The 24,999-nt window shown below is 68.5% G+C and carries 28 protein-coding genes; 11 read left to right on the top strand and 17 right to left on the bottom strand.

Annotated elements, in window-relative coordinates; all coding sequences use genetic code 11:
* Positions 1-75 precede the first annotated feature (75 nt).
* On the top strand, positions 76-762 hold the full coding sequence (locus tag PSV00_RS02680) for a response regulator transcription factor (RefSeq protein WP_300444525.1): 687 nt from the start codon (positions 76-78) through the stop codon (positions 760-762).
* Positions 759-1,130, top strand: a complete 372-nt coding sequence (locus PSV00_RS02675) for a hypothetical protein (RefSeq protein WP_300444523.1) — start codon at positions 759-761, stop codon at positions 1,128-1,130. The genes PSV00_RS02680 and PSV00_RS02675 overlap by 4 nt, the downstream gene beginning before the upstream one ends.
* Here the strand turns inward: PSV00_RS02675 and PSV00_RS02670 are convergent.
* Together PSV00_RS02670 and PSV00_RS02665 are read right to left on the bottom strand one after the other, a co-directional pair.
* The gene (locus tag PSV00_RS02670) at positions 1,127-1,921 is read right to left on the bottom strand and encodes an exodeoxyribonuclease III (RefSeq protein WP_300444521.1); all 795 of its coding nucleotides are present in this window, start codon (positions 1,919-1,921) and stop codon (positions 1,127-1,129) included. The two genes, PSV00_RS02675 and PSV00_RS02670, sit on opposite strands and share 4 nt — an antisense overlap.
* Before the next feature lie 241 nt (positions 1,922-2,162).
* Positions 2,163-2,813, bottom strand: a complete 651-nt coding sequence (locus PSV00_RS02665; protein ID WP_300444519.1) for an outer membrane lipoprotein carrier protein LolA — start codon at positions 2,811-2,813, stop codon at positions 2,163-2,165.
* Positions 2,814-3,006: 193 nt separating this feature from the next.
* Here PSV00_RS02665 and PSV00_RS02660 point away from each other — a divergent pair, with 193 nt between their 5' ends.
* Positions 3,007-4,608: a M14 family zinc carboxypeptidase gene (locus tag PSV00_RS02660; protein WP_300444517.1), complete on the top strand. Its 1,602-nt coding sequence runs from the start codon at positions 3,007-3,009 to the stop codon at positions 4,606-4,608.
* 27 nt (positions 4,609-4,635) lie between these two features.
* On the opposite strand, the gene PSV00_RS02655 is transcribed toward PSV00_RS02660, so the two are convergent.
* The 3 genes from PSV00_RS02655 to PSV00_RS02645 form a co-directional block, all read right to left on the bottom strand.
* Positions 4,636-5,607: a GNAT family N-acetyltransferase gene (locus PSV00_RS02655; protein WP_300444514.1), complete on the bottom strand. Its 972-nt coding sequence runs from the start codon at positions 5,605-5,607 to the stop codon at positions 4,636-4,638.
* Between the two features lie 42 nt (positions 5,608-5,649).
* Positions 5,650-6,618, bottom strand: coding sequence for a polysaccharide deacetylase family protein (locus PSV00_RS02650; RefSeq protein ID WP_300444512.1), 969 nt, complete (start codon positions 6,616-6,618; stop codon positions 5,650-5,652).
* Positions 6,619-6,740: 122 nt separating this feature from the next.
* A complete protein-coding gene (locus PSV00_RS02645) occupies positions 6,741-9,086 on the bottom strand; it encodes a DNA translocase FtsK 4TM domain-containing protein (RefSeq protein WP_300444509.1) in 2,346 nt (781 codons plus the stop codon).
* A 170-nt stretch (positions 9,087-9,256) separates the two neighbouring features.
* Between PSV00_RS02645 and PSV00_RS02640 the strand changes: the two genes are divergently transcribed.
* Both PSV00_RS02640 and PSV00_RS02635 read left to right on the top strand, forming a co-directional pair.
* The gene (locus PSV00_RS02640; protein ID WP_300444506.1) at positions 9,257-10,510 is read left to right on the top strand and encodes a UbiH/UbiF/VisC/COQ6 family ubiquinone biosynthesis hydroxylase; all 1,254 of its coding nucleotides are present in this window, start codon (positions 9,257-9,259) and stop codon (positions 10,508-10,510) included.
* On the top strand, positions 10,510-10,836 hold the full coding sequence (locus tag PSV00_RS02635) for a hypothetical protein (protein ID WP_300444503.1): 327 nt from the start codon (positions 10,510-10,512) through the stop codon (positions 10,834-10,836). The genes PSV00_RS02640 and PSV00_RS02635 overlap by 1 nt, the downstream gene beginning before the upstream one ends.
* Positions 10,837-10,945: 109 nt before the next feature.
* Here the strand turns inward: PSV00_RS02635 and PSV00_RS02630 are convergent, their stop codons facing one another.
* The 4 genes from PSV00_RS02630 to PSV00_RS02615 all read right to left on the bottom strand — a co-directional run bounded on the left by PSV00_RS02630 (position 10,946) and on the right by PSV00_RS02615 (position 13,420).
* Positions 10,946-11,140 (bottom strand): Trm112 family protein, encoded by a 195-nt coding sequence (locus tag PSV00_RS02630; RefSeq protein WP_300444500.1) that lies wholly within the window; start codon positions 11,138-11,140, stop codon positions 10,946-10,948.
* 131 nt (positions 11,141-11,271) lie between these two features.
* A complete protein-coding gene (locus PSV00_RS02625) occupies positions 11,272-11,931 on the bottom strand; it encodes an LON peptidase substrate-binding domain-containing protein (RefSeq protein WP_300444497.1) in 660 nt (219 codons plus the stop codon).
* Between the two features lie 10 nt (positions 11,932-11,941).
* Entirely contained in the window at positions 11,942-12,838 is an 897-nt protein-coding gene (locus tag PSV00_RS02620) for a co-chaperone YbbN (protein WP_300444495.1), read from the bottom strand.
* Positions 12,839-12,901: 63 nt separating this feature from the next.
* Positions 12,902-13,420 (bottom strand): prolyl-tRNA synthetase associated domain-containing protein, encoded by a 519-nt coding sequence (locus PSV00_RS02615; protein ID WP_300444492.1) that lies wholly within the window; start codon positions 13,418-13,420, stop codon positions 12,902-12,904.
* Positions 13,421-13,471: 51 nt separating this feature from the next.
* Here PSV00_RS02615 and PSV00_RS02610 point away from each other — a divergent pair, with 51 nt between their 5' ends.
* Positions 13,472-14,212, top strand: a complete 741-nt coding sequence (locus PSV00_RS02610) for a DUF6065 family protein (protein WP_300444490.1) — start codon at positions 13,472-13,474, stop codon at positions 14,210-14,212.
* Positions 14,213-14,249: 37 nt separating this feature from the next.
* On the opposite strand, the gene PSV00_RS02605 is transcribed toward PSV00_RS02610, so the two are convergent.
* The 5 genes from PSV00_RS02605 to PSV00_RS02585 all read right to left on the bottom strand — a co-directional run bounded on the left by PSV00_RS02605 (position 14,250) and on the right by PSV00_RS02585 (position 17,978).
* The gene (locus PSV00_RS02605; RefSeq protein WP_300444487.1) at positions 14,250-14,798 is read right to left on the bottom strand and encodes a hypothetical protein; all 549 of its coding nucleotides are present in this window, start codon (positions 14,796-14,798) and stop codon (positions 14,250-14,252) included.
* An 80-nt stretch (positions 14,799-14,878) separates the two neighbouring features.
* Positions 14,879-15,508: a LysE family translocator gene (locus PSV00_RS02600; protein WP_300444484.1), complete on the bottom strand. Its 630-nt coding sequence runs from the start codon at positions 15,506-15,508 to the stop codon at positions 14,879-14,881.
* A 44-nt stretch (positions 15,509-15,552) separates the two neighbouring features.
* The gene (locus tag PSV00_RS02595) at positions 15,553-16,104 is read right to left on the bottom strand and encodes a hypothetical protein (protein ID WP_300444481.1); all 552 of its coding nucleotides are present in this window, start codon (positions 16,102-16,104) and stop codon (positions 15,553-15,555) included.
* A gap of 110 nt (positions 16,105-16,214) precedes the next feature.
* Entirely contained in the window at positions 16,215-16,658 is a 444-nt protein-coding gene (locus PSV00_RS02590; RefSeq protein WP_300444478.1) for a hypothetical protein, read from the bottom strand.
* An 81-nt stretch (positions 16,659-16,739) separates the two neighbouring features.
* On the bottom strand, positions 16,740-17,978 hold the full coding sequence (locus tag PSV00_RS02585) for an argininosuccinate synthase (RefSeq protein WP_300444475.1): 1,239 nt from the start codon (positions 17,976-17,978) through the stop codon (positions 16,740-16,742).
* Between the two features lie 166 nt (positions 17,979-18,144).
* Here PSV00_RS02585 and PSV00_RS02580 point away from each other — a divergent pair, with 166 nt between their 5' ends.
* Positions 18,145-18,384 (top strand): DUF1674 domain-containing protein, encoded by a 240-nt coding sequence (locus PSV00_RS02580; RefSeq protein ID WP_300444472.1) that lies wholly within the window; start codon positions 18,145-18,147, stop codon positions 18,382-18,384.
* 138 nt (positions 18,385-18,522) lie between these two features.
* A complete protein-coding gene (locus PSV00_RS02575; protein ID WP_300444469.1) occupies positions 18,523-19,326 on the top strand; it encodes a hypothetical protein in 804 nt (267 codons plus the stop codon).
* Here the strand turns inward: PSV00_RS02575 and pyrF are convergent.
* Positions 19,323-20,042 (bottom strand): orotidine-5'-phosphate decarboxylase, encoded by a 720-nt coding sequence (gene pyrF / locus PSV00_RS02570; protein ID WP_300445157.1) that lies wholly within the window; start codon positions 20,040-20,042, stop codon positions 19,323-19,325. The two genes, PSV00_RS02575 and pyrF, sit on opposite strands and share 4 nt — an antisense overlap.
* Before the next feature lie 98 nt (positions 20,043-20,140).
* On the opposite strand from pyrF, the gene PSV00_RS02565 reads away from it, so the two are divergent.
* Positions 20,141-20,839 (top strand): MarC family protein, encoded by a 699-nt coding sequence (locus PSV00_RS02565; RefSeq protein WP_300444467.1) that lies wholly within the window; start codon positions 20,141-20,143, stop codon positions 20,837-20,839.
* A gap of 19 nt (positions 20,840-20,858) precedes the next feature.
* Here PSV00_RS02565 and PSV00_RS02560 read toward each other — a convergent pair whose 3' ends face one another.
* Both PSV00_RS02560 and PSV00_RS02555 read right to left on the bottom strand, forming a co-directional pair.
* Entirely contained in the window at positions 20,859-21,665 is an 807-nt protein-coding gene (locus tag PSV00_RS02560; RefSeq protein WP_300444464.1) for an SDR family NAD(P)-dependent oxidoreductase, read from the bottom strand.
* The gene (locus tag PSV00_RS02555) at positions 21,662-22,132 is read right to left on the bottom strand and encodes an Rrf2 family transcriptional regulator (protein ID WP_300444462.1); all 471 of its coding nucleotides are present in this window, start codon (positions 22,130-22,132) and stop codon (positions 21,662-21,664) included. The genes PSV00_RS02560 and PSV00_RS02555 overlap by 4 nt, the downstream gene beginning before the upstream one ends.
* A gap of 147 nt (positions 22,133-22,279) precedes the next feature.
* On the opposite strand from PSV00_RS02555, the gene PSV00_RS02550 reads away from it, so the two are divergent.
* Both PSV00_RS02550 and PSV00_RS02545 read left to right on the top strand, forming a co-directional pair.
* Positions 22,280-24,265: a potassium transporter Kup gene (locus PSV00_RS02550; protein WP_300444460.1), complete on the top strand. Its 1,986-nt coding sequence runs from the start codon at positions 22,280-22,282 to the stop codon at positions 24,263-24,265.
* Positions 24,262-24,999: transcription antitermination factor NusB (locus tag PSV00_RS02545; RefSeq protein WP_300444457.1), on the top strand; the 738-nt coding region annotated here is incomplete at its 3' end. The genes PSV00_RS02550 and PSV00_RS02545, both read left to right, overlap by 4 nt.

Here is a 24,999-nt window from a genome sequence, read left to right as displayed (position 1 = left end):
CTCTAATGACAATCAATGCCCGAAATCGCGCGTTCAAGCCTTGGCGCGGGGGGCAAGCCTCGCCATTCTTGTGACATGCCCACGCCCAGAACCCTGCTGATCATCGACGATGACGACGACCTCCGCGAAGCCCTGGCCGAACAGCTGGCGCTGCATGAGGAGTTCCGTACCGTCCAGGCCGCCAACGCCACGGACGGGATCCGGCTGGGCCGCGAGGTGCGCGCCGACCTGATCCTGCTGGACGTCGACCTGCCCGATATGGACGGTCGCGACGCCTGCCGCGAACTGCGCACGGCCGGGGTCACGACCCCGATCATCCTGCTGACCGGCCAGGCGTCCGATGCCGACACGGTCAAGGGGCTGGAGGCCGGGGCCAATGACTATGTCACCAAGCCGTTCCGTTTCGCCGTGCTGCTGGCGCGGATCCGGGCCCATCTGCGCAGCCATGAACAGTCCGAGGACGCGGTCTTCCGTATCGGTCCCTATGAGTTCCGCCCGGCCGGCAAGGTGATGATCGACGAAAAGGGTCGCAAGATCCGTCTGACCGAGAAGGAAACCAGCATCCTCAAATACCTGTATCGCGCCGGAGCCAAGGCGGTGATGCGCGAGGAGCTGCTGGCCGAGGTCTGGGGCTATAACGCCGGGGTCACCACCCACACGCTGGAAACCCACATCTATCGCCTGCGCCAGAAGATCGAGCCCGAGCCCGGCCAGGCCCGGCTGCTGCTGACCGACACGGGCGGCTACCGGCTGCAGCCGTGACGACGGGGCCCTGGTCCGAAAAGACATTCCGGATCAGGATCGTTCGCCGGCCCGAAGGAGAGGCACCCGACTGGGTTCGGGATGCGTGGATCGGGGTCGAAATTCCGCTGCTGGCACCGGACGCCGTATCAACCCTCGGGTTTGGTGTTCTGAGTGGGCCGAAGAATATCGTTCTAGATTACCTTCTCGGCCTGATCGGCCGGGCGAAGCCGATCGCGGGCTACGTTGTCGCGGCGGATACGGCCGTTGAGTGTCTGATGGAACATGCGCCGGCCGCTGCAGAATGGTGGCGGGAGCAAGCCCCCTATCTGGTGCGGAAGGGTGCGCGATTCATCTTCGACACCCCCGCCTGCGAGCGGGTTCCCTAGACGTCGAGGTCCATCGTGATCGGGCAGTGGTCGCTGGGCTGGGTCCATTCGCGCACCGTGTCGTGGATCCGGGCGCTGCCGGGCACGACCGCCGGCGTCAGGCCGGGTGAGGTCCACAGGTGGTCGAGGCGCAGGCCGCGGTTGGACTTGCGGAAATCGGCGGCGCGATAGCTCCACCAGCTGGCCAGTTTGGCCGGTTCGGGGTTCTGGTCGCGGATGATGTCGGCGAAGCCGCCGGCGGCCTGCAACCGGCGCAGGGTCTCGATCTCCAGCGGGGTGTGGCTGACGATCTTCGACATATAGCGGTGGTTCCAGACGTCGTTCTCGCCGGGCGCGATGTTGAAATCCCCGGCCAGCACCAGGGGTCGCTGCGGGTCGCGGCCGGCCATTTCGGCGGTCAGACGTTCATAAAAATCAAGCTTGTGGTCGAATTTCGGATTCTCGACCCGGTCCGGCACGTCGCCGCCGGCGGGAATGTAGAAATTCTGCACCTCGACGTCATCGACCATGACGCCGACGCAGCGGGCATGGCCCTCGCGGCAGACGTCGAGGACCGGGGCCGCAGTGATCGGCTTGCGGCTGGCGATGGCCACGCCGTGCCAGCCCTTCTGGCCACCGATCTTCAGGTGCGGCAGGCCCATGGCCTCGAAGGCGGCGCGGGGGAATTGATCCTCCAGGCATTTGATCTCCTGCAGGCACAGGACGTCGGTTTCGGACTCGGTCACGAAACGCGCGACCTGGTCGATGCGCAGGCGGACGGAGTTGATGTTCCAGGTGGCGATACGAAGCATGGGGCATCCTTAGGGGGGCCGCGATCAAAAGGCTCCGCCTTTTCGCGCTGTCGCCGTCCTCCGGTTGGACGACGGCCCGACAAAAAAGCGCCCGGCGGGGGGCCGGGCGCTCTGAAGTCTGTGTCTGTCGCGCCGCCCGGGACGGGGATGAGATCCGGAGCGGTGCGGGCGTTGGACGTCGCCCTGTGTCCAAAGTGTCACGGGCGACGAAAAAAGTCAAAACCCCCGGGTAACAGCCGGTTCAGTCACGGCCGGGGCGCCGGGTCGGATCGCGCAGGCGGAACAGGCTGGCGGCCAGGTTGGCCTCATTGACCAGGCTGGTCAGCTGGGTACGGGTCCGGCCGCCCTGGGCGTCGGTGATGGTCCATTCCTGAAGCCGCAGCGGACTGCCGGCGAAGGCCAGGATGACCGAACCCTCGTTCGGCTTGCCGGAGTCGCGGGCGGTGATGGCGAAGGCCCCCGAGGCCATGCGGGTGACGCGGTCGATGCGCACTCCCTGGTCGAGGCGCACGTTGCGCGCCAGGAAGGTCGACAGGGGGGTGGCCCCCAACGGCACCTGGCGGAAGACGTTCAGGCGCGGATCGTAGCGTTTGACGTTGTTGCCGTCGGACACGACCAGCAGGCCGGCGGGGTCGGTATATTCGAACCGCATCCGGCCGGGGCGCTGCAGCCAGAAGCGGCCGGTGCGACGCTGGCCGCCGGGTCCGGTCTCGACGAAATCGCCGCGGGCCGAGGTCAGGTTCTGCAGATAGGTCTGGGCCTGGGCCAGGGTGGCGCGATCTGCGGCCGAAAGTCCGGCCTGGGCGGCGGCGGGCAGGGCCGCCAGCGAGGCCAGGGCGGCGGTTCCCAGGGCAACGGATCCAAGGGTAAAGGCGCGGCGTGAAACAGTCATCAGGGTCTCCCGTTCGGGACGGTTGGTTGGAACAGCCTATATGGGGGATCGGCTTGTCGAAGCCATGTCCCGAGCCTGACCATATTCCGGCGGCCGGATGAAGCGTCGTTCATCGCCGAATGTTCCGGCGGCGTCGTCTGGTGCGGTTTCGAGCAGTGCCTTAGGATCGAACAACGCAGGGGAATTTCGCAAGATGAACATGTCGACGCTTCGTACCTGGGCCCTTGTCGGCCTGCTGACGGCGGCCCTGCCGGCGACGGCCCTGGCCCAGACCGAGGCGCGAACCCCCTATCGCCAGACCCCGGCGGTCCTGGCCCGTCTGGTCGATGTGCCGATTGCCATGGATGCGCCCGGCCTCGCAGCCGACCGAACCGAATTTACCAGCCAGGTGGAGATGGAGGCCCATCTGCGCGGTCTGAAGGCGCGCGCGCCCGGCCTGTATCTCGGCGCGCTGGGCCAGACGGCCGAGGGCCGCGACCTGCCCTGGCTGGTATTTACCGCCGAGGGCCTGCAGGACCTGTCCGCCGTGCGGCGCCTGAACCGGCCGATCATCTGGCTGGTGGGTCAGCAACACGGCAATGAACCGTCCGGGGGCGAGGCGATGCTGGCCCTGGCCTCGGCCCTGGCCGACGGGGAGCTGACGCCCCTGCTGGACCGGATCACCGTCGTGGTGGTGCCACGCATGAATCCGGACGGTGCCGCCGCCTTTACCCGTCGCACCAGCCTCGATTTCGATCTGAATCGCGATCATCTTCTGGCGACCCTGCCGGAGAGCCGCGGCGTCCAGGCGGCCATGGTCCTGCTGCCGCCGGATCTGGTGGTCGACGCCCACGAATACGGGGCCGCCGGTCCCCTGCAACGGTTCGGCCGGTTGAATGAAGCCGACCAGACCATCCTCGACGCGACCCATCCCGGCGTGCCCGCCGGCGTCACCCGGCTGGCGCGGACGACCTATCTGCCGGCCATGGAGGCGCAGCTCCGCGATGCCGGACTGAGTTCGTCGGTCTATCTCAGCGGTATGCCGGCCACCGGCCCGCTGGTCACCGGCGGCACCTCGCCGGGTATCTCGCGCAACTACTACGGCCTGACCGGGGCGGTCTCCTTCCTGCTGGAGTCGCGCAACGGCGGCGGGCGCGAGGCCTTTCAGCGTCGCGTCGCCAGCCACTATCTGGCCGCCCGGGGCCTGCTGCAGGCCGCCGCCGCTGACGGGCCGCGTCTGCGGCGCACCGTCGCGGCAGCCCGCCGGTCCATGGCCGGATCGCGGGCCCCGCTGGCGGTCGCCTATGAGCCGCCGGTTCAGCCCTTCGTCCTGCCCCTGATGGATGCCGAAACCGGCGCGCCGAGTACCGCGGCCACCGAACTGCGGGATTCCCGCCAACTGCGCGTCACCGAGACGCGCCGGCGGCCACGCGGCTATCTGCTGGCCCCGGAGGCCAGATCGGCGATCGAGGCCCTGGAGATCAAGGGAATCCACCTGTGCGCCGCCGTCCCGCAGACCCTGGCCACCGAAGCCTTTCATGTCACCCGGACCGAGCCGATCACCCGCCAGACGCGCGAGGCCAGCACCCTGACCGAGGCCCTGCAGGTCCGGCTGGAGGCCCGCGACCTCGCGGTCGGGGAAGGCTGGATCTGGGTGCCGATGAACCAGGCGGGATCGTCGGTGATCGCCGCCTCGCTGGAACCGGACTCGGTCGGCAGCCACATCCACGTCGGCCTTGTGCCCGTGGCCGAGGACGGCACCGCGCCCGTCTATCGGGTGGTGCGCACGACGCCACGCACGACCGGACCCTGCTGAGGCGTCACGCCATCGACTGCAGGGGCGTCAGTAGCTGTCGTGATCGATAGGGCTGATATCCCATGCGCGCGCCGCACCGGTCTGGCCACCGGGGATTCCGGCCGGACCATAGGTGATGAACGGAATCCGCGCCGTTGCCGGGCCCCGTTTGAACGGGTTGGAGAGATAGCCATGGCACCGGAGCGAACGGGCAAAGGTGCCGCTGGTCTGGGCAAAGGTCAGGACACCCTTGCTACCGGGCTTTGACGCGGCCCTGTCCACATGACGCAGGACCCCCGTGCCGCTTCCGTTGGTCGCTTCCCAGAAGTCGAACAGGAAGATGTGGCCGTCGGCCTGGTAATAGATGGCATAGGCCTCGCCGGGATCGACCACATAGGTGTAGGCGCGGCGCGGCTGGGCCAGTCGCCACAGCAGGAAGGCGTCATCGAACACCTTTGACTGTTCACGCCGCGCTTCGTTGGCCTTCATCAGTTCCAGCAGCGGGGCGTCGGGCGTGGTTGCGATCCTCAGGGTCTCTCGCTCGCCGAGGAAACCGGACACCTGTGTCAGCAGCCGGGGCCGGAAGAGAAAGCGCAGGTCGATTTCAATGTCCCAGCCCATCTTCAGAAAGCCGGGCGTGGAGGTCGGTCCACCAAAGCCATAGGCGAAGAAGGCCGGATCCAGGGCCTCTGCCTTGGCGAAGGTGGCCTTGGCCAATCGCTGAAACAGGCCGCGCCGCCGATGATCGGAATGGGTCATCGTATCGCACGACTGGTAGATGACCGCTTCATGATCACCCCAGCGATAGCGTTCGGGGATCATGCCGTAGAAGGCCGCGATATCGCCGCTGGCTGTGTCGATGGCGACGTGGCCGATCGCCGGTCCCGCCGGGTTGTCGAGGTATTTCCAGTCGAAATAGCGCGTGTCGACGTTATGGCCGAATGCGTCTCTCATCAGCGGTACCAGGGCGCTGAACGACGTCGGATCTATGGGCTCCAGCCTGTACGGATCGGTCGACATGCGAAATCTTTCCAAGCGTCTGATGATGCGATGGCCGGCCCGTCAGACCGGGTAACGATTCCGGAACCCGCCTGACGCCTTGAATCGCGCCTCGCCGACGGTGCCCGCATGAAAGCTGAAGCGGCGGTGTATCGATGTGTTGTGGCCGGAAAAGTCTTCTTCCAGCAAGAGCGGAATGGAAAAGCCCTGCTCGGCCACAAGGTCAATCTGACGCTGGGAGTGGGACCCGTTGGGGAAGGCATAGATGTCGGTGGGCAGGCCGAGAACCCGGTCGAAATAGTCCCGGCACAGCCTGGCGTCCTCGGCAACATAGGCGTCGCTCTCGAAGCCCATGGTCGCGTGTTCAAACGAATGGGCACCGATTTCGTGGTCGCTCGCCAGGCTGATGACCTCGGCACGCGTCATCAGCGGCGTGGAGCGGAAGTCATCGTCCCGTTCGAACTGGAGCCGCAGGGCCGCCGACAACAGGGCCTGCTCAGCCATTGGCCGGGTCTTGATGAAATGCGAAATCCGGTGCCCCATTACCATCCGGTCCGTGCCGGCCGTCGACATGTCGAAGCCGGGAATAGACATGTCAGCCAGAAGGGATTCGGGAGCGCGCCCGATGAAGTCCTGCATCACCACATTGAAGGGCGGCTCGCCGCTTTCGATACATTTGGGGATGACGTTCTGGTTCGCCGTGAGGCCGAATTCGCTCATGATCGGCACGGCGTATTCGATGAAATCCTTGTAGCCGTCGTCGAAAGACAGGACCATGACCGGCTTGTCCCCTCCCGCCCTCTTCGGCAGATCGCGCAGACCGCAGATTTCGTAATTGGCGGAGCAGAAGCGCAGAAGCTCGCGAAAGATTTGCGGATCCAGCGGGGGGTAGGCGCTGCCGTCGGCCGGGGCCACCCGGTGCAGGTTCAGGATGGTGACCCGGCCCGTCCCGCCCAGTGACCTTGCCCGTCTCGCTGCGAACGGCTGGCTACCGAGAAGCCCGAAGACTGCGCTCTTGATGATGGCCTTCATGCCGACCTCCCGGTGATTTGCCCGTTGCGGCACAGACCGTGACCGTCATCTGGAACGCCTGAGACATGGAAGCGGAAAGGATAGTCGGCTCAAGACCGGCAAGGCAAGCCGCCCGCTCACGGTCACGCCATCGGGGGCGGGCCGGCCAGCACGTCGCGCTTGCCGGCGTGGTTGGCGGGGCTGACGACGCCTTCCTGTTCCATCCGTTCGATCAGGGTGGCGGCGCGGTTGTAGCCGATCTGCAGCCGGCGCTGGACATAGCTGGTCGAGGCCTTGCGGTCGCGGGTGACCACGGCCACGGCCCGGTCATAGAGGTCGTCGCCGGTCGAGACGCCCTCGTCGCCGAAGGCATTGTCGCCGTCGCCGTCCGGGTCGTCGGTAACCAGGTCCAGATAGTCGGGCTCGGCCTGGGCGCGCAGATGGGCGCAGACCTCCTCGACCTCCTTGTCGTCGACGAACGGCCCGTGCAGGCGGGTGATGCGGCCGCCGCCGGCCATGTAGAGCATGTCGCCCTGGCCCAACAGCTGTTCGCCGCCCTGTTCGCCGAGGATGGTGCGGCTGTCGATCTTGGAAGTGACCTGGAAGCTGATCCGGGTCGGGAAGTTTGCCTTGATCGTGCCGGTGATGACATCGACCGACGGGCGCTGGGTGGCCATGATCAGATGGATACCGGCGGCACGGGCCATCTGGGCGAGACGCTGCACCGCGCCCTCGACGTCCTTGCCGGCGACCAGCATCAGATCGGCCATCTCGTCCATGACCACGACCAGATAGGGCAGGGGCTCGGGGCGGATCTTCTCGGACTCATAGACCGGGCGGCCCTGGTCGTCGAAACCGGTCTGGACCGTGCGTTCGAAATGCTCGCCGCTGGCCTGGGCCGCGCGGGCCCGGTCGTTGTAGGAGGCGATGTTGCGCACGCCCAGCTTGGACATCCGCCGGTAGCGGTCCTCCATCTCGCGCACCGTCCATTTCAGCGCGACCACGGCCTTCTTGGGATCGGTGACCACCGGGGCCAGCAGATGCGGGATGCCGTCATAGACCGACAGCTCCAGCATCTTGGGGTCGATCATGATGAAACGGCATTCGGCGGGCGAAAGCCGGTACAGGATCGACAGGATCATCGCATTGACCCCGACCGACTTGCCCGAGCCGGTGGTGCCGGCGATCAGCAGGTGGGGCATGCGCGCCAGGTCGGCGACATAGGGCTCGCCGCCGATGGTCTCGCCCAGGGCGAGCGGCAGCAGATGCGACGGCTTGTCGTATTCGGCACTGGCCAGAAGGTCGCGCAGATAGACCGTCTCGCGTTTGGCATTGGGCAGTTCGATGCCGATGGCATTGCGGTTGGGCACGACCGAAATCCGGCAGGCGCGGGCCGACATGCTGCGGGCGATGTCGTCGCTCAGCGCCACCACGCGGCCGTGTTTGACGCCCGGTGCCGGGACCAGTTCGTACAGGGTGACGACCGGGCCGGGCCGGATCTGGTCGATCGCGCCGCGCACGCCGAACTCGGCCAGCACGCCTTCCAGCATCTTGGCGTTCTGTTTCAGCGCCTCCTCGTCGACCGAGGCGACGCGTTTGGGCGGCTTGGTCAGCATCGACAGGGGCGGCAGGTCGAAATCGCCCTTGGGCCGGACGAAGTCGAAGGCGGCCTGACCGTCCTCGGTCGCGCGTTTCGAGGGTTTGGCGGCCTTGGTGGTGGCGACCTTCGGCTCGGGGGCCGAGCGGGCCGGGACCGGGGCCGGCGCGGACCACGGCGGGGTCGGATCCTCCTCGGCCGCGAGTTCCGGTTCGGGCCGGGGCCGCGGGCGGCGCGCGGCGCGCGGGGCCGGGGCGGCGACGGGCGCGGGACGGCGCAGACCCCGGGCCCAGGCCACACCCTCGCCCAGATCGGCCAGGCGCAGGCCGACGGCATAGCCGACACTCCACAGGCCCAGTGGCAGGAACAGCAGGGCGGCATAGATGGCCCCGCCGGGGATGCGCAGCGCCGTCAGGGTCGAAACCACCAGGCCGCTGATCCCGTCGCCCCACAGCCCGCCGAGACCGGTGGCCAGCGGCCAGGCGGCGGGGGCGGCCAGGGCCGACAGACCGGCCGACAGGGCCAGGACCCCGCCGGTGGCGGCCAGGGCCTTGATCGGGGTCGGCTTCAGCCGTTGCTGGATCGCGTCGCCGATGGCCCCGGCCAGGCCGAAGGCGATCAGCAGCAGGGCCCCGGGCCAGGCGGCCAGGCCCAGTGACTGCATGGCCAGGTCGGCGAACAGGGCCCCGTTGGCTCCCAGCCAGTTGGATGGCACCTGGCTCGAGGCGGCGTTGAGACTGGGGTCGGCCGGATTCCACGACAGCAGGGCCACCGCCAGCAGGGTCGCCAGCAGGGCCTGCAGCACGCCGCGGAATCGCACCACGAAGGGCGCGTCCCACAGGATGCGGGCGCTGTCGAAGGCGCGCTGGCCGAGGACGAGGGCGGCGGACATGGCGAGGCGATCCGGGAAACGAAACTGACCCTCCTTGTCACCCGGTCAGGGTTAAGAGGCTGTTTACCAGCCCCGGATTGACCGGGATTTTCACGGACGGGACGGCCCCCGGCGGCCATGCGACCTCCACACCACTGGACGGCGCGGCACGGCGGGGCGACAACCCCCCCATGAGCACGCCGGATTCCTATGACGTCATCATCGCCGGCGCCGGCATGGCCGGGGCCAGTTTCGCCCTGGCCGCGGCCCAGGCCGGGCTGAAGGTGGTTCTGGTCGATCCGCAGCCGTTTCCGGCCCAGTTGGCCCCGACTTTTGACGGGCGGTCGACGGCCATCGCCTTTTCGACCTTCCGCATGCTGGATGCCATCGGCCTGGGGCCGACGCTGCGGCCGCAGGCCTGCCGGATGGACCGGATCCTGGTCACCGACGGGCGGCGGCCCGGTGCGGCGTCGAAGGCCGCCTCCCCCGCCTATCTGCGTTTTGACGCCGACGAGATCGGGGACCGCAACGGCGGTGAGCCGCTGGGCTATATGGTCGAGAACCGTCACATCCGCACGGCCCTGGCCGGGGCGGTGACGGCGGCCGGGATCGAGGTCCGGGCCCCGGCCTCGGTGGCCGCGGTCGCGGTCGGTCCGGCCCGGGCCCGGGTGACCCTGGCCGACGGCACGGTGCTGGAGGCCCCGCTGGTGGTCGGGGCCGAGGGCCGCAACTCGCCGGTGCGCACGGCCGCCGGAATCGGCACGGTCGGCTGGGGCTATGGCCAGAGCGGCGTGGTGGCCACGGTGCGACTGGGCCGCGACCACGGCAATGTGGCCCATGAATATTTCCTGCCCGGCGGACCCTTCGCCATCCTGCCCCTGACCGACCGGCGCGCCAGCCTGGTGTGGACCGAGACCACGCGCCGGGCCGAAGCCCTGCGGACGGCGTCGGACGCGGCCTTCTCGGCCCATCTGATGCGCCGCTTCGGCGAGTTCCTGGACGGGGCTACGGTCGAGGGACCGCGCTTCGTCTATCCGCTGTCGCTGTCTCTGGCCGAACAGCTGACCGCGCCGCGCATCGCCCTGATCGGTGACGCGGCCCACGGGGTCCATCCGGTCGCCGGCCAGGGGCTGAACATGGGGCTGAAGGACGCCGCCGCCCTGGCCGAGGTGCTGGCCGAGGCGCTGCGACTGGGCGAGGACATCGGCTCGGAGACGGTGCTGGACCGCTATGCGCGCTGGCGGCGGTTCGACAATGTGGCCCTGGCGGCCGGGTTCGACGCCTTTGTGCGGCTGTTCTCCAACGACCTGCCGCCGGTGCGGCTGGCCCGCGATCTGGGCATCGCCCTGGTCAACCGGGTCGGTCCGCTGCGCCGGGCCTTCATGCAGGAGGCGGGCGGGGCGACGGGCGACCTGCCGCGTCTTTTGAGGGGGGAGCCGGTTTGATGCGCGGTCTGGCTGTAGCTGCGGCCCTTGGGCTGGCGGGCTGTGCCTCCGTCGCGCCGGGACAGCCCGCGGGGCCGGGGGCAGCGGATCTGGCGCGGTTACTGGCGGTGGATCGCGCCGAGGCCCCGCCGTTGCGCGCGGTGCGCTGCGACTTTATCGCCGAGGAGGGCTCGGAATGGGTCTGTCGCTACGAGGAGCGGTCGCGCGAGGGACTCTGGGTCGGCCTGTCGACCATGGTCGCCCGGGCGGGCGCGGGCTGGGAATTGATCGACCGGCCGTGCAGCGCCGACGAAGCCCTGGCCGATCGCGGTCGTTGTCCTCGCTAGAGCGAAACCGGTTGGTCTGGACGCCGTCCAATCCGGCTCAGATTTCGCTCCGGCTTGATGCGGGAGCATTTTTTGGATTCGGGTCGATTCGACCCGAAACAAAAATGGTCTAGTCCAGCTTGCGGGCTTCCTCGGGTAGCATGATCGGCACGCCGTCGCGGATCGGATAGGCCAGTTTGGCCCCTTTCGAGACCAGTTCCTGGCGGGTGCGGTCATAGGTCAGCCGGCCCCGGGTGACCGGACAGATCAGGGTCTCGAGCAGGCGCGGATCGACCGAGACGGGGGTGTGGAAATTATCGCTCATGGGGCTGTCATACGCTCTGATCGTCCGTCGCGGTAGCGTGGATCACGGCCCCGCGCTCAAGCAGGCCAACGGCCGGTAGCGCGCATCCGGGGTGCCCCGCGCTCAAGCAGGCCAGCGGCCGGTAGCGCCAACTACTGGATGGACGGCGGGCCTTCGCCGTCGCCGGTGTCGGCGGCGTCGATCCGCATCAGGGCGGTCAGCACCTCGGCGCGGTCCATCAGGGTCATGGCCTCGATCAGGGCCTGTTTCTCGGCCGGCTCGAACGGCAGGGCCATCGACAGGCTGTTGATCAGGGCCTCGGGCGGGGCCGATTCGGCCGTGTCCCAGTCGATCTCCAGCCCGCGGTTCTCCAGATAGGCGCGCAGGGCGTCGAGAAACGGCTCGCGGTCCATTTCCAGATCGGTCGGGGGTGAGACCAGGTCGGCCGCATAGGCTGAGTAGTCGGCCCGGACCTGTCGGTAGGGGCCCTGGGTCGGCAGTTCGGCGGTGACGCGGAAACGGGCGCAGCCGGTCAGGGTCACCAGATAGCGGCCGTCTGAGGTCTCGGCGAAACTGGTGATACGGCCGACGCAGCCGACCGGTGACAGGATCGGCAGATCGGCGGGCCCGCCCGACGGCTGGATCATGGCCAGGATGCGGTCTCCGGCCATGGCATCGTCGATCATGTTCAGATAGCGCGGCTCGAAGATGTTCAGCGGCAACTGGCCGCGCGGCAGCAGGATGGTCCCGGGCAACGGAAAGACCGGCACCACCTGGGGCAGGTCGGCGGCCTTGATATAGCCCTGGGCCATCATCGATCCCCTAGGCGAACAGGATGGAGGACAGGCGTTTGCGCCCGTCTCGGGCGACCTCGGACGAGGCCCCGGCGGCCTCGAACACGGTCAGAAGCTGTTTGCGCGCGACCTGGTCGTTCCAGTCGCGGTCGGCGCGGACGATGGTCAGCAGGTGGTCGACGGCCCCCTTGAAGTCACCGGCGGCGGCACAGGCCCCGGCCAGGTCGAAGCGGGCCTGGTGGTCGGCCGGGTCGGCGGCGACGCGGGCCTCGAGGGCAGAGGGCTCATGGTCGGGCGCGGCCGAGGCCAGGGCCAGCTGGGCGCGCACGCTCTGGACCGCCGGCTCGGTCGACTCCTGCGGGGCCATGGCGATGGTCTGGCGTGCCTGGTCGGCGTCGCCGCCGATCAGATAGACGCGTGCCATGCCGGCGATGGCCTTCTGGTTGTCGGGTTCGAGGTTGAGGACATCGGCAAAGGCCTGGGCCGCGCCGCCCATGTCGTCGACGGCGAGCGATTCCTGACCCAGGGACAGCAGGTGTTCGATGTCGGCATTGGCGCTCTCGCCGCCGGTCAATTTGTCGATGAAGGCGCGGATCTGGCTTTCGGGAACCCCGCCCTGGAAGCCGTCGACCGGCTGGCCGTTGACGAAGGCATAGACGGTCGGGATTGACTGGACCTTGAGCTGGCCCGCATAGGCCGGGTTCTTGTCGACGTCGATCTTGACCAGGGCCACGGCCCCGCCGGCGGCACGCACAGCCTTTTCCAGCGCCGGGGTCAGCTGGCGGCAGGGGCCGCACCAGGGGGCCCAGAAATCGACGATGACCGGGCGCGTCTTCGACGCCTCGACGACATCGGCCATGAAGCCGGCATCGGAGCCGTCCTTGATCAGGGCATCGTCTTTAAGGGTCGGGTCGATCAGGGTCATGGGCACTCCACAGGCGCGCGGGAACGGGGGTCAGGCTTCAGATGGTTGCGATCGGGCCGGGCATCAAGCGAGAGCGTCGAAATCAATCACCAGCGGGGTTCGCCCCAGCCGGTCGAGAAAGCCGCGAAACGCCGCCTGATCGAGGGCTGTGGTGGCCGTATTGGTCAGGGGGTGAAAATTGACGATGTCCGCCTCCCACAGCCGCTGATCCAGCACGAAGGTGACCTGACGGTCGACGTCATTGATAAGGCCCAGGGCGGTGACCGCGCCGGGCCGCACGCCGAGGGTCGTCCACATCATGGCCTCGGGTCCGAACGACAGCCGGTCCGAGCCGATGGCGGCGGGGGTGCGTTTCAGGTCGATGGCCGTGTCCTGATGGGCCGAGATCAGCCACAGCCGGCCCTTTTTGTCCTTCAGGAACAGGTTCTTGGTGTGGGCCCCGGGCAGGGCCGCCTTGATCTCGACCCCCTCCTCAACGCGGAAGACCGGCGGATGGTCGAGCGTGGTCCGGGCCAGGCCGGCGGCGGCCAGCCAGTCCAGCAGGCGATCGCGATCGAACAGGGGTGGCTTGTCTTCGGTCATCGGCGCTGTCTAGGAAAAGGCATCACCTTCGATACCTGCCGGAGCCTGACTGTGGAACTGGAATGCTATCCGATGACGGCGCGCCCGCCGGACCTGGTGCCCGGACGCCAGTCGCGCAACTGGATGGACGCCTTCGCCAGCCGCCATCCGTATCGCTGCCTGCCGCTGACCATGGCCAATACGACCGGCTGGGAAATACTGTGCCCGTTCGGCTTTACCGCCGAATGGACCGGCGGGCCCAGCCAGGCCGATATCACCATCACCCCCGAACGGCCGACGGCTCAGCTGGAGCATTTCGTCACCTCGCATTTCTCGCGCGGGGTGCTGACCATGCATCCGCAGTATCTGTTCCGGACCCCGCCGGGCTGGGGCATGCTCTGCTCGGGCTCACCCAACCATGTGAAGGACGGGATCCAGCCGCTGGTCGGCCTGATCGAGACCGACTGGCTGCCCTTCCCCTTCACGATGAACTGGATCTTCACCCGGCCGGGGCGGATCAAATTCGAGCGCGGCGAGCCCTTCTGCTTCATCAACCTGATCGAGCATCGCAAGGTCGAACAGTTCCAGCCGGTCATCCGGTCGCTGGAGTCGAATCCGGTCATGTCCGGCCAGTTCGAGGCCTGGAACCGGGCCCGGACCGATTTCAACCAGCGACTGGCCTCGGGTGATCCGGACGCGGCCAGGGAGGCGTGGCAGCGCTTCTATTTCAAGGGCGAGATTCCCGAAGCCCTCGGCGCTGCCCCCGAAAGCCACGTCAACAAACGCCGGCTGAAGACGCCCCGCGTCGGATGACGGTCCGCCCCCGGCCGCCGGCCGGGGGCGCTGGCGTCTAGTTCGGGCGCGACAGGCGCGGGCCGATGTTCTGGATCACCTCGCGGGCGTCGAAGGCATTGGGATCGTCGGCCGGCTTGGCCCCGCGTCCCATGACGATCTCGGCCGACGCCTCGTAGCGGTCGATCTCGCGCACGTCGAAATCACGACCGAAGGGATCGCCCCACGGGCTCCAGAGCCCGCGATGATAGACCTGCCAGTACGGGCTCCAGTAGCGGTACCGCTCATAATAGAAGGGATCGGGCGTGGCATTGTAGCGCACGTCGCGGTCGGTGGCGCGATTGACGGTCGAGAACCAGTCATAGCCGTCCTGGACCGTCAGTTCGGCGGAACGCAGCAGCAGGCTCATCTCGACCTGTTCGCGCGTGGTCACCGAATTGCCGGCAAAGGACACGCGGTAGCGGTTGGACTCCAGCCGCTGCTCGGCATAGCCGCCGCGCTGGCCCTGGAAGCCGGCGGGCTGGTAGGGCGTGGCGGTGGCGCAGGCGGACAGGGCAAGCGCCGCCGCAACCGCCAGCACCGCCGGTCTGGTGAGCAGATGTCTCATGCAAGGTCTCCTCGAGGGCCCGTAAGGGTCGCTGGGAAGAAAACGGAGGCTGGGCCGTCCGGTTCCGCCGCCAGCGCCCGCTAGAGGCGCGACACAATCAACAGGGCGGCGAGGAGCAGGAGGATCCCGGTGAGGAGCCCGAATCCGCGCCGGAAACGGGGCTCGGCCATCCGTCGGGCCAGCGCCGCTCCACCCAGACCGTAGGCGGACATGGTGATCACGTCCATGCCGATGGTGGCCAGGGCGAACAGGGCCAGCTGCGGCGCGGCCGGGCGGTTCACATCGAGGAAGGGCGGCAGGACGGCCGTGAAGAACAGCACCGCCTTGGGATTGGCGATCTGGACCATGAAGCCGTCGAGGACGGCGCTGCGGCCGAGGCGGATGGTCGCGGATTCCGGGTCGGCGGCGGTGGTGAAGACGCCGCGCAGGGCGCGCACACCCAGCCAGGCGACATAGAGGGCCCCGCCGATCGAGACGATGCGGAAGACGGCGGGAAAGGCGGTGACCAGGGCCCCGAGGCCGAGGGCCGCGGCCCCGAACCAGACCAGGGTGGCGGCATTCATGCCCAGCACCCCGGCGAGCGCGCCGGCCGGGCCGCGCTTCACACCGTTGGCGACGGAGAACAGATTGGCCGGGCCCGGGGTGGCGGCCATCACGGCCATCACCCCCAGGAAGGCGGCATACAGGTGCGGATCGACGGGCAGGACCATGCCGCCGTGTCGGGCGGGACGGCGGTCAGGTCAAGGGGAAGGGATCAGTCGGCGGGCGCGGCCGGGGTCGCGTCGGCGTCGTCCGCGGCGTCCATGGTGTCGATGTCCACCTCCATCTCGTCCACGGCATCGATCGCCTGGCCCAGCACATAGTCGGCCATCAGGCCGTAGGTGACCATTTGCTCGGGATCGTTCGAGGTCCAGGCTCCGTTGCGGGCGACGCCGCCGGCCATGGCCAGGGCCCCCTGCATGTCGACGCCGGCGAGGGCCTCGCCGGCGAGGGATTCGAGGTCGATGTCCGCGAGGGCCTCGGCGGCCAGGGCGGTGGCATGCATGGCCGCCGTCGCGGCGAAGGCGCTGAGGTCCGGCTGATACTCGGCCCAGAGGGCGGCCATGCGGGTCTCACGCTCGGCGTCGGCCAGGGTCTGGTCCAGTGACAGGGCCGCGGCCCGCTCGCCGAAATTCTCCATCCGCGCCTCCAGGGCCGCGGCGGCCTGTTCGATCGCCGCTTCGGACGGGCTGGTCGCCTCCTGGGCCAGGGCGGTGGACAGGGGCAGCAGGGCGAGGGTGGCGGCGAGTGACAGGGCCTTGATCATGGCGGGATTCCTTCCGGTGAGGTCGGTGGCATGGACCGGACCCGGGTCCGGTTCAGCGAAGCGACGGCCGGACGATAAGATCCCGCCGTCCATCAGTTCGAAACGGGGGGTTAGGCGGCCGGGGTCTGGGCGGCGATCGCCGTCCGGGCCCCGGTCCGCATCTGACCGGGCAGGCCTTCGAGGGACTGCCGCACTGCGGCCTTGGCCCCGATCAGGGCCTGATGGGCCGTCTCGTCCGGATTGGTGGCGATCTGGGTGTCGATGAACTGGTCGAAATCATTGAGGAAGCTGGTGATGTCAGGCTGGTAGCGGGCCAGAACCGCGTCGACGGCGGCCATGCCCCGGGCCTCATCGCCATGGGCTTCGCCGATCGCCGCGCCGAATTCGGACTGCATCTGCTCCATCCGCGCCTTGAAGGCGTCGGCGCGCGCCTCGAAGGCGATCTCCTCGGGCGATTTGGCTTCGGCGGCGGCCGGGGCCGCCTGCGGGGCCGCAACAGCGAGGGCCGGGGCGGCGAGGGCGAGGGCGGCGGCGAGTGACAGGGCCTTGATCATGGCGCGGTTCCTTGAGTTCGGGCCGGAGGATCGATCCCCGACCGGCCCGACTCAAGTGAAATCGCGGTAAGGCGCCGTCGGCTAGCCGCGGCTGCGGGCGTCGCGACGGCCGAGTACGCGCAGGCGCAGGGCGTTCAGCTTGATGAAACCGGCCGCGTCGCGATGGTCATAGGCCTGGACGCCCTCCTCGAAGGTGACCAGGTCCTGATCGTACAGGCTGTCGCGGCTCTCGCGACCGATGACGGTGACATTGCCCTTGTACAGCTTGACCCGGACCGTGCCGTTGACGCGCGTCTGGCTGTGGTCGATCGCCGCCTGCAGCATCTCCCGCTCCGGCGCGAACCAGAAGCCGTTGTAAACGAGGTGAGCGTATTTGACGGCGAGTTCGTCCTTCAGATGCATGGCTCCGCCGTCGAGGGTGATCGACTCGATGCCGCGGTGGGCCGCCAGCAGGATGGTGCCGCCCGGGGTCTCGTAGATGCCGCGTGACTTCATGCCGACGAAGCGGTTCTCGACCAGGTCGAGGCGGCCGATGCCGTTGTCGTGGCCGTACTCATTGAGTTTGGTCAGCAGGGCGGCGGGCGACAGGGCCACGCCGTCGATGGCGACCGGGTCGCCCTTTTCGAAGGCGATGGTGATGACGGTGGCGCGATCCGGCGCATCCTCGGGGCTGATGGTGCGCTGGTGAACGAATTCCGGGGCCTCGACCGCCGGGTCTTCCAGCACCTTGCCCTCGGAGGAGGAGTGCAGAAGGTTGGCGTCGACGCTGAACGGGGCCTCGCCGCGCTTGTCCTTCGAGATCGGGATCTGGTGGGCCTCGGCGAAGGCCAGCAGGGCCTCGCGCGACTTGAACTCCCACTCTCGCCACGGGGCGATGACGTGGATATCGGGCTCCAGCGCATAGTAGCCGAGCTCGAACCGGACCTGGTCGTTGCCCTTGCCGGTGGCCCCGTGACAGACGGTGTCGGCCCCGACCATGCGGGCGATCTCGATCTGGCGTTTGGCGATCAACGGCCGGGCGATCGAGGTGCCGAGCAGATACTGGCCCTCATAGACGGCATTGGCGCGGAACATCGGGAAGACGAAATCGCGCACGAATTCCTCGCGCAGGTCGTCCACGAAGATGTTCTCGGGCTTGATGCCCATCTTCAGCGCCTTCTCGCGTGCCGGCGCCAGCTCCTCGCCCTGGCCCAGGTCGGCGGTGAAGGTGATGACCTCGGCGTTGTACTCGGTCTGCAGCCATTTCAGGATGATCGAGGTGTCGAGACCGCCGGAATAGGCGAGGACGACCTTTTTGACGGGCTTTTCGTTCGAAGACATGGCGCGGGTCCTTGGGCGAACGCGGGGAGGCGTGTTTGGCGCGCTTAAAGGGCCAGACGGCCGGGGATGCAAGGGCCGGATTGTGACCGATCGGTCCCGGGACGCTGGCGTCGCGGCCCGGTTGGCCTATGTGTCGGGTCCCGACCCCTTCGGAGAGTGCCGCCCCGTGACCGAGCCCGTGACCGATCCGACCGACCTGCCGGCACCCGCCTTCAATGCCGATGTGCCCGGGGCCACGCCCGAACGGCCGCTGACTCCGGCGGCACGCCGGGCCCTGCTGGAGGCGGCCGAGCGTCGCGACCGGGCGGTTGTCGCCGAGGCCGCGGTTGAGCATGGCGGGCCGACCGGTCCCGAGCCGACCCGCTACGGTGACTGGGAGAAGAAGGGTCTGGCCGTCGATTTCTGACGGCCGGTCGCCCCGGCCCTGACGGTTTCAACCCTGTGTGGGGAAATCGGCGGCCCGGCTTTCCCCCGCGCGGTGCATGGGCGACCGGTCCGCACGTCGGGAGCCTAGAAGGGACGATCGTTATTGAGGATCGGCCTGATGCGTAGCCTTTTGACGGCGGCGGCTGCCGCCCTTCTGATCGTGGGACCGGCCCAGGCCGGCGAGCGCCCCGGCGGCCATGGCGGCGGTCGCGGTGGCGGCCACCATCCGTCGACGCCCTGCTGTGCGGCTCCGGCTCCGCCGCCGGGACCCTGCTGTGGTCATGCGGGCGGCGGCAATACCAACGTCAACGTCCATGTCAGCGCCCGGGCTTCGGCTTCGGCCTATGGAACGGCCCGCACCTGGAGCGGGGGTGCCGTGCGCGGTGGCGCGGGCGGTGGCGTCATCTACAGCGGCGGTGGCGGCTACTGGGGCGGCGATGCCTATGCGGTCGGCCTGCCGGTCTATGGTGGCATCGGCTTTGGTCTCGATGTCAGCGGACGTCCCGAGCCCAGCCGCCCCTTCGGCTATGTGGTGCGGGGCTTCGGTCGTGACTATCGCACGGTATCGACAGGGTCTGTGTCCGGTGGTCGAGCGGTCGAGGAAAGCCGCTACGGAGCGCGCTATGCCGAGGAAACCTACCGGGATTCCTATTATGAGCAGTCGTCCTATGCGGACTCCTACCACGAGGAGTCGACCTATGAGACCGGCTACGGCGTGGACGTCTCCCGTGGCGGAGGCGACGATCGCCGGGACGCGCGGGCGTACGACTGTGACTGTGACCACGCCGGGCCGCCGCCGCATGCCTATGAGCCGATGCCCGGTCCCGGCTATTACGGTGATCTGCCGCCGCCCGACTCTGTGCCGCCGGTGGCTCCGCCGCCGCTCCACAACTATCGCCAGGAGCCCGGCGAGCGCGGCTAGGCCAAAAGGGCCTCGACCCCGTCCATCTCGCCGGCGATGCGCGCCGCCGCCATCTGCGGGTTGGGGTCGGCGATGACCGGACGGGCCACGACCAGATGGCTGGCCCCGGACGTCAGGGCTGCGGCCGGGGTGGCGACACGCTGCTGGTCGCCGAGGTCGGCCCCGGCGGGACGCACCCCCGGGGTGACCACCAGAAAGTCGGGCCGGCCTGCGGCGCGGGCCAGGGCCCGGGCTGCGGCGGCTTCCAGAGGGCTGGAGACGACGCCGTCGACACCGCACTCCAGAGCCTGGCGCACGCGCCGTTCGACCAGGGCGGCCGGGCTGAAGCCATAGCCGATCTCGGTCAGGTCGGCCTGGGACAGGCTGGTCAGGACGGTGACGGCGAGGATCTTCGTCGGATGGTCGCCGCGTCCGCGCACGGCCCCCTGCATCACCTGGGGCTCGGCATGGACGGTCAGCAGGTCACAGCCGCCTTCGGCCACGGCCCGGGCCGCCCCTTCGACCTGGGCCCCGATGTCGTGCAGCTTCCAGTCCTGGAACACGGACTTGCCCATGGCCCGCAGTTCATGGGCGAAGGCGACACCGCCCGGGCGGGCCAGCAGACTGAGCCCGACCTTGTAGCAGGTGACGACGTCACCGATGGTCGCAACCATGGCCCGGGCCGCCTCGATCGAGGGCAGGTCGAGGCCGACGATCAGGCGCGGATCGCTGAGCAGCGGAGAGGTCATCGACGGGCTCCGGATGACCGGCTAAGGGTGGACGTGAAACACGTCGCGCCCGACCGGGGTGACACCAAGGGTGGGAGAAGCAGGCAATGGACGCGGTCGATCTGGGGGTCAACCTGTTCGTGGCGCTGTTCGCGCTTGTCGATCCGATCGGCAATATTCCCATTTTCGCCGCCGCCACCGCCGGGGCCAGCGCGCGTCAGCGGATGCAGGTCACCTTCCTGCTGTGCCTGTTCATCGTCGGCTTCCTCGTCGTCTTCTTCTTCAGCGGACTGGTGTTACTGCAGTTCTTCGGCATCTCGCTGGCGGCCTTCCGCATCGCCGGCGGCATCCTTTTGCTGCTGCTGGGTCTCGACATGACCCGCGGCGACTTCCTCAAGATGTTTGCCGATGCCGATGCGGTGGCCGACGCCGCCGACGTGCGCGGCTATGCCAAGCGCCGCTTCCAGCGGCTGGTCGTGCCGTTCGCGATGCCGCTGCTGATCGGCCCGGGCGCGATCTCGACCATCATCATCCAGGCGGGCGAGGCCCAGAAGCTGGGCGCGGCCGGGACTATCGCCGGCCTTGTGGCGATCGGCGCGGCCGGCCTGGCGACCTTCGTCTGTTTCGCCATGACGGGGCCGATCAGCCGCGTCCTGGGCGATGTCGGCATGACCATCGTCGTGCGGGTGCTGGGCCTGATCCTGTGCGCCCTGGCCATCCAGTTCATGCTGGCCGGCCTCGGCGAGGCCCTGCCCGGCATGTTCAGCGGTGATGTGACCGCTCCCTATCCGGCCGGCGGGCACTGAAACCCTTTCGCGGCAGGGCCTAGATCCGCTTCAGCCGTTTCGCGTGTCCGCCGACCATGCGCAGGGCCACGGCGTCCGGCAGATATTTGGCGAGGGCGGCCAGCAGATTGTTCATCAGCCCCGGCGCGACCTTCGGGCGGTTGGCCTCGCAGGCCCGGTAGCCGACCTGGGCCACATGGTCGGCGCTTTGCCACATCCAGGCAGGATAGGCGGCCGAGACCTGGTCCCGGGTGCCGTTGACGTCATGGAATTCGGTCAGGGTGTAGCCGGGGCAAAGGGCGGTGACGTGAACCCCGGTGCCGCGCAGTTCCAGATGCAGGCCGGCCGTGGCCTTGGTCAGGAAACTCTTGATCGGGCCGTACAGGGTGTCGCCGCCGGTGGCCGGCATCTGGCCGGCGAGCGAGGAGACATTGAGGATGCGACCGAAGCCGCGCTCGACCATGCCGGGGGCCAGCCGTCGGCACAGGGCGACCGGGGCGGTCAGCATGACGCGAATCATCGCCGCATGCTGGGCGGGATCGGTGTTGAGAAAGCCCGCAGTGCGGCTGAATCCGGCATTGTTGACCAGGCCGTCGACGGTCAGGCCGCGCGCTGACAGATCGGCGACGAGCCGGTCGGGGGCGTCGGGGTCGGCAAGGTCGGCGGTCAGGACGGTGACGGTGCAATCGTGGGCGGCCGTCAGCTCGGCGGCCAGGGCCTCGAGCGGCGCGCGACGGCGGGCGGTCAGGACCAGGTCCCAGCCCGCGGCGGCATAGACCCGGGCGACGGCGGCCCCGATGCCGGCCGAGGCCCCGGTGACGAGCACGGTGCGCGCGGGTGGGCTCACGCCGGGATCGCGGCCCGGTCCGGCAGCACGATGCCGGCCAGGGCCGGCGGATCCGTGGCCAGGAGGTCGGCGATGGTAATCCGTGACAGGGCGTCACCGGCGGCGGTATTGGCCGCGATCAGGGCCTTGCCGACCTGACGGGGGATGTGCTCGCCGACCGGACAGCCCTTGGCTCCTGGCGGTGGTGAGCCGAGATGGGCGCAGCCGTGGACCGCGTGCAGTACGGTATCGAGGGCGATGTCTTCCGGCCGGTGCAGCAGCCAGGCCCCGCCGCAGGCACCCGGACGGGTGGCGATCAGACCGGCGCGCGCCAGCAGGGCGGTGACGCGGCGGACAACGACGGGATTGGTCGGCACGGAACTGGCCAGGACGGCGCTGGCGATCGCCTGACCGGGCGCAAAGGCGTCCTTGTGGGCCAGATAGGCCAGCACATGGGCGGCGACGGGAAAGCGTTGACTGTCTGACATGGTGTGATTGTGAAGGTAGGGCGTCGGCGCGGGTTACACAATCAGCGTCCCTGCGGTGCTGCGGCCACGATTGAACCCGAAACGGAAAGGGACTAAAGGCTCGCCGCTCTTGATGGGACCGCCTTCTGCGGCACCCGGAGGATGTTCATGGTCGGGGCCCCTCCCCACGGCGAAGGCGAACAGCCCGGCGCCCCTTCTGATACGCCCGCATCCGACGCGACGGTCGCCCCCCGCCACCTGCACCCTGCAGCTGCGGGCGAGGGCGGGCACGTCAAGGCGGGCAAATGGGGCCTGATCATCGGCGCCATCGGCGTCGTGTTCGGCGACATCGGCACCAGCCCGCTGTATGCGCTGCGCGAGGCCCTGCACCATTCCAAGAGTGGCGGCACCGCCGACCTCGCCGTCCTCGGTGTGGTCTCCCTGGTCTTCTGGGCCCTGATCCTGGTGGTGACGTTGAAATACGTCGTCTTCCTGATGAAGGCCGACAACAAGGGTGAGGGTGGAACCCTGGCGCTGATGGCCCTGGCGCAGCACGCCGTCGGTCGCCGGTCCGGCCTGATCTTCATCCTCGGTGTCTGTGGCGCGGCCCTGTTCTATGGCGACGGGGTCATCACCCCGGCCGTGTCGGTGCTGTCGGCCATCGAGGGCCTGCGCGACGCGCCGGGTGTCTCGGGCCAGCTGGACAGTTTCGTCCTGCCCATCGCCGCAGGCATATTGATCGCCCTGTTCATGATCCAGTCGCGTGGCACCGCCAGTATGGCGCGCTATTTCGGCCCGCTGACCCTGGTCTGGTTCCTGATCCTCGCCGGGCTGGGCATCTGGCACATCTTTGACGACCCCTCGATCTTCCGGGCCCTGTCGCCGCACTACGGCGTGCTGTTCCTGGTCGACAACGGTTTTCTCGGCTTCGTCATCCTCGGCAGCGTCTTCCTGGCCGTGACCGGGGCCGAGGCCCTGTATGCCGATATGGGGCATTTCGGAAAATCGCCGATCCGCAAGGGCTGGCTCTGGGTGGTCCTGCCCTGTCTGACCCTGAACTATCTGGGTCAGGGTGCCCTGGTGCTCGACAACCGGGCCGCGGCCGAGAATCCGTTCTGGATGATGGTCCCCCAGGTGGCCTACTGGCCGGTTCTGATCATGGCCACGATCGCCACCGTCATCGCCTCCCAGGCCGTTATCACCGGGGCCTTCTCGGTCACCCAGCAGGCCGTTCAGCTGGGCCTGCTGCCGCGTATCGACATCCGCAACACCTCCGAGAGTCAGGCCGGACAGATCTTCGTTCCGTCGGTCAATATGATGCTGATGGTCGGTGTTCTGGTGCTGCTGGTCACCTTCCAGACCTCGACCAACCTCGCCGCCGCCTACGGGATTGCCGTGACCGGCTCGATGTTCGTCGACAGCCTGCTGGCCTGGTTCATCGTCCGCAAATTGTGGAAATGGAGCCTGCCGCTCAGTCTGCTGACCATCAGTCCGCTGGTGGCGCTGGACCTGGTGTTCCTGACGTCGAACATGCTGAAGATTCCGGAGGGGGCCTGGTTCCCGCTGGTGCTCGGCGCGGCCCTGATCCTGTTGATGTGGACCTGGGTGCGCGGCACCCAGATCCTGACAGCCAAGACCCGCAAGGACAGTCTGCCCCTGGCCGACCTGATCGAGATGTTGCGGGCCCGTCCGCCGCACCGCGCCCCGGGCACGGCCATCTTCCTGACCTCGGACCCGGACATCGCCCCGGTGGCGCTGATGCACAATCTCAAGCACAACAAGGTGCTGCATGAGAAAAACATCGTCCTGACGGTGCGCACCACCGATACGCCCCGGGTCGACGCCGCTCACCGGATCTCGATCGAGCCGATCAGCGACGACTTCAAGAAACTGACGATCAGCTATGGCTTCATGGAAAGGCCGAATGTGCCCAAGGCTCTCGGACTCTGCCGCAAACAGGGGCTGAAATTCGATATTATGTCGACCAGCTTCTTCCTCGGCCGCCGCTCGGTGGTGGCTTCGGCCGGCCAGGGCATGCCGCTGTGGCAGGACCGGCTGTTCATCTTCCTGATGCGCAACGCCGCCAATCCGACCGACTTCTTCCACATTCCGCCCGGCCGTGTGGTCGAGCTGGGCACCCAGGTGTCGGTGTGAGTGGCGGAACCCCGAAAGGGCGCAGCAAGGGCGGGGACTCCGCCGCGCGCGGTCGCCGCATGGCCGACAAGGCTCGCGGTCCGCGTCCCGAACGGCCGCAGCCCGAGCGGCTGGAGCCGGATGAGTCTGCCGATATTGGCGTCGAGGCCCGCATCGCCGCCGGCCTGCTGCTGAACGGGGCCCTGATCCGCCGTGGTGGTCTGGACGAGGCCCTGGCCCTGCCGGCCGTCAGTGGCCTGCCGGGCCCCGACCGGGCCTTCGCCCGGGCCGTGGCCATGGCCGCCCTGCGTCGGCTGGGCGAGATCGACCAGATTCTGAACCGTCGCCTGCAGAAATCACCGCCCGAGGCCGTGCGCACCATCCTGCGTATCGCCCTGGCCCAGACCCTGGTGCTGGAAACCCCGGCCTTTGCCGCGGTGTCGACGGCGGTCAAACTGGCGGAACGGGACCCCAAGACCCGGCCGTACAAGAATCTGGTCAATGCCGTGCTGCGCGGCATTGGTCGCGAGGGTCCGGGCCTGACCACGGCTGAATCCAATCTGCCCGAGTGGCTCGTCGCCCGCTGGCGCCAGACCTATGGCGAGGCCGCCCTGGCCGGACTGGCCCTGGCGGCCCGCGAGGAGCCGCCGACCGATTTGACCCTGAAGCCGGGCGTCGATGCCGCAGGCCTGGCTGAACTGGTCGAGGGCGATGTGCTGCCGGGGGGCTCGGGGCGCACCCGCCGCCGCGGCGCC

It is taken from the genome of Brevundimonas sp. (genome assembly GCF_029945885.1).
Classification (GTDB): Bacteria; Pseudomonadota; Alphaproteobacteria; order Caulobacterales; family Caulobacteraceae; genus Brevundimonas.
The sequence above is the reverse complement of the archived record's forward strand: the minus strand, read 5'-3'. Positions and strand labels throughout refer to the sequence as shown.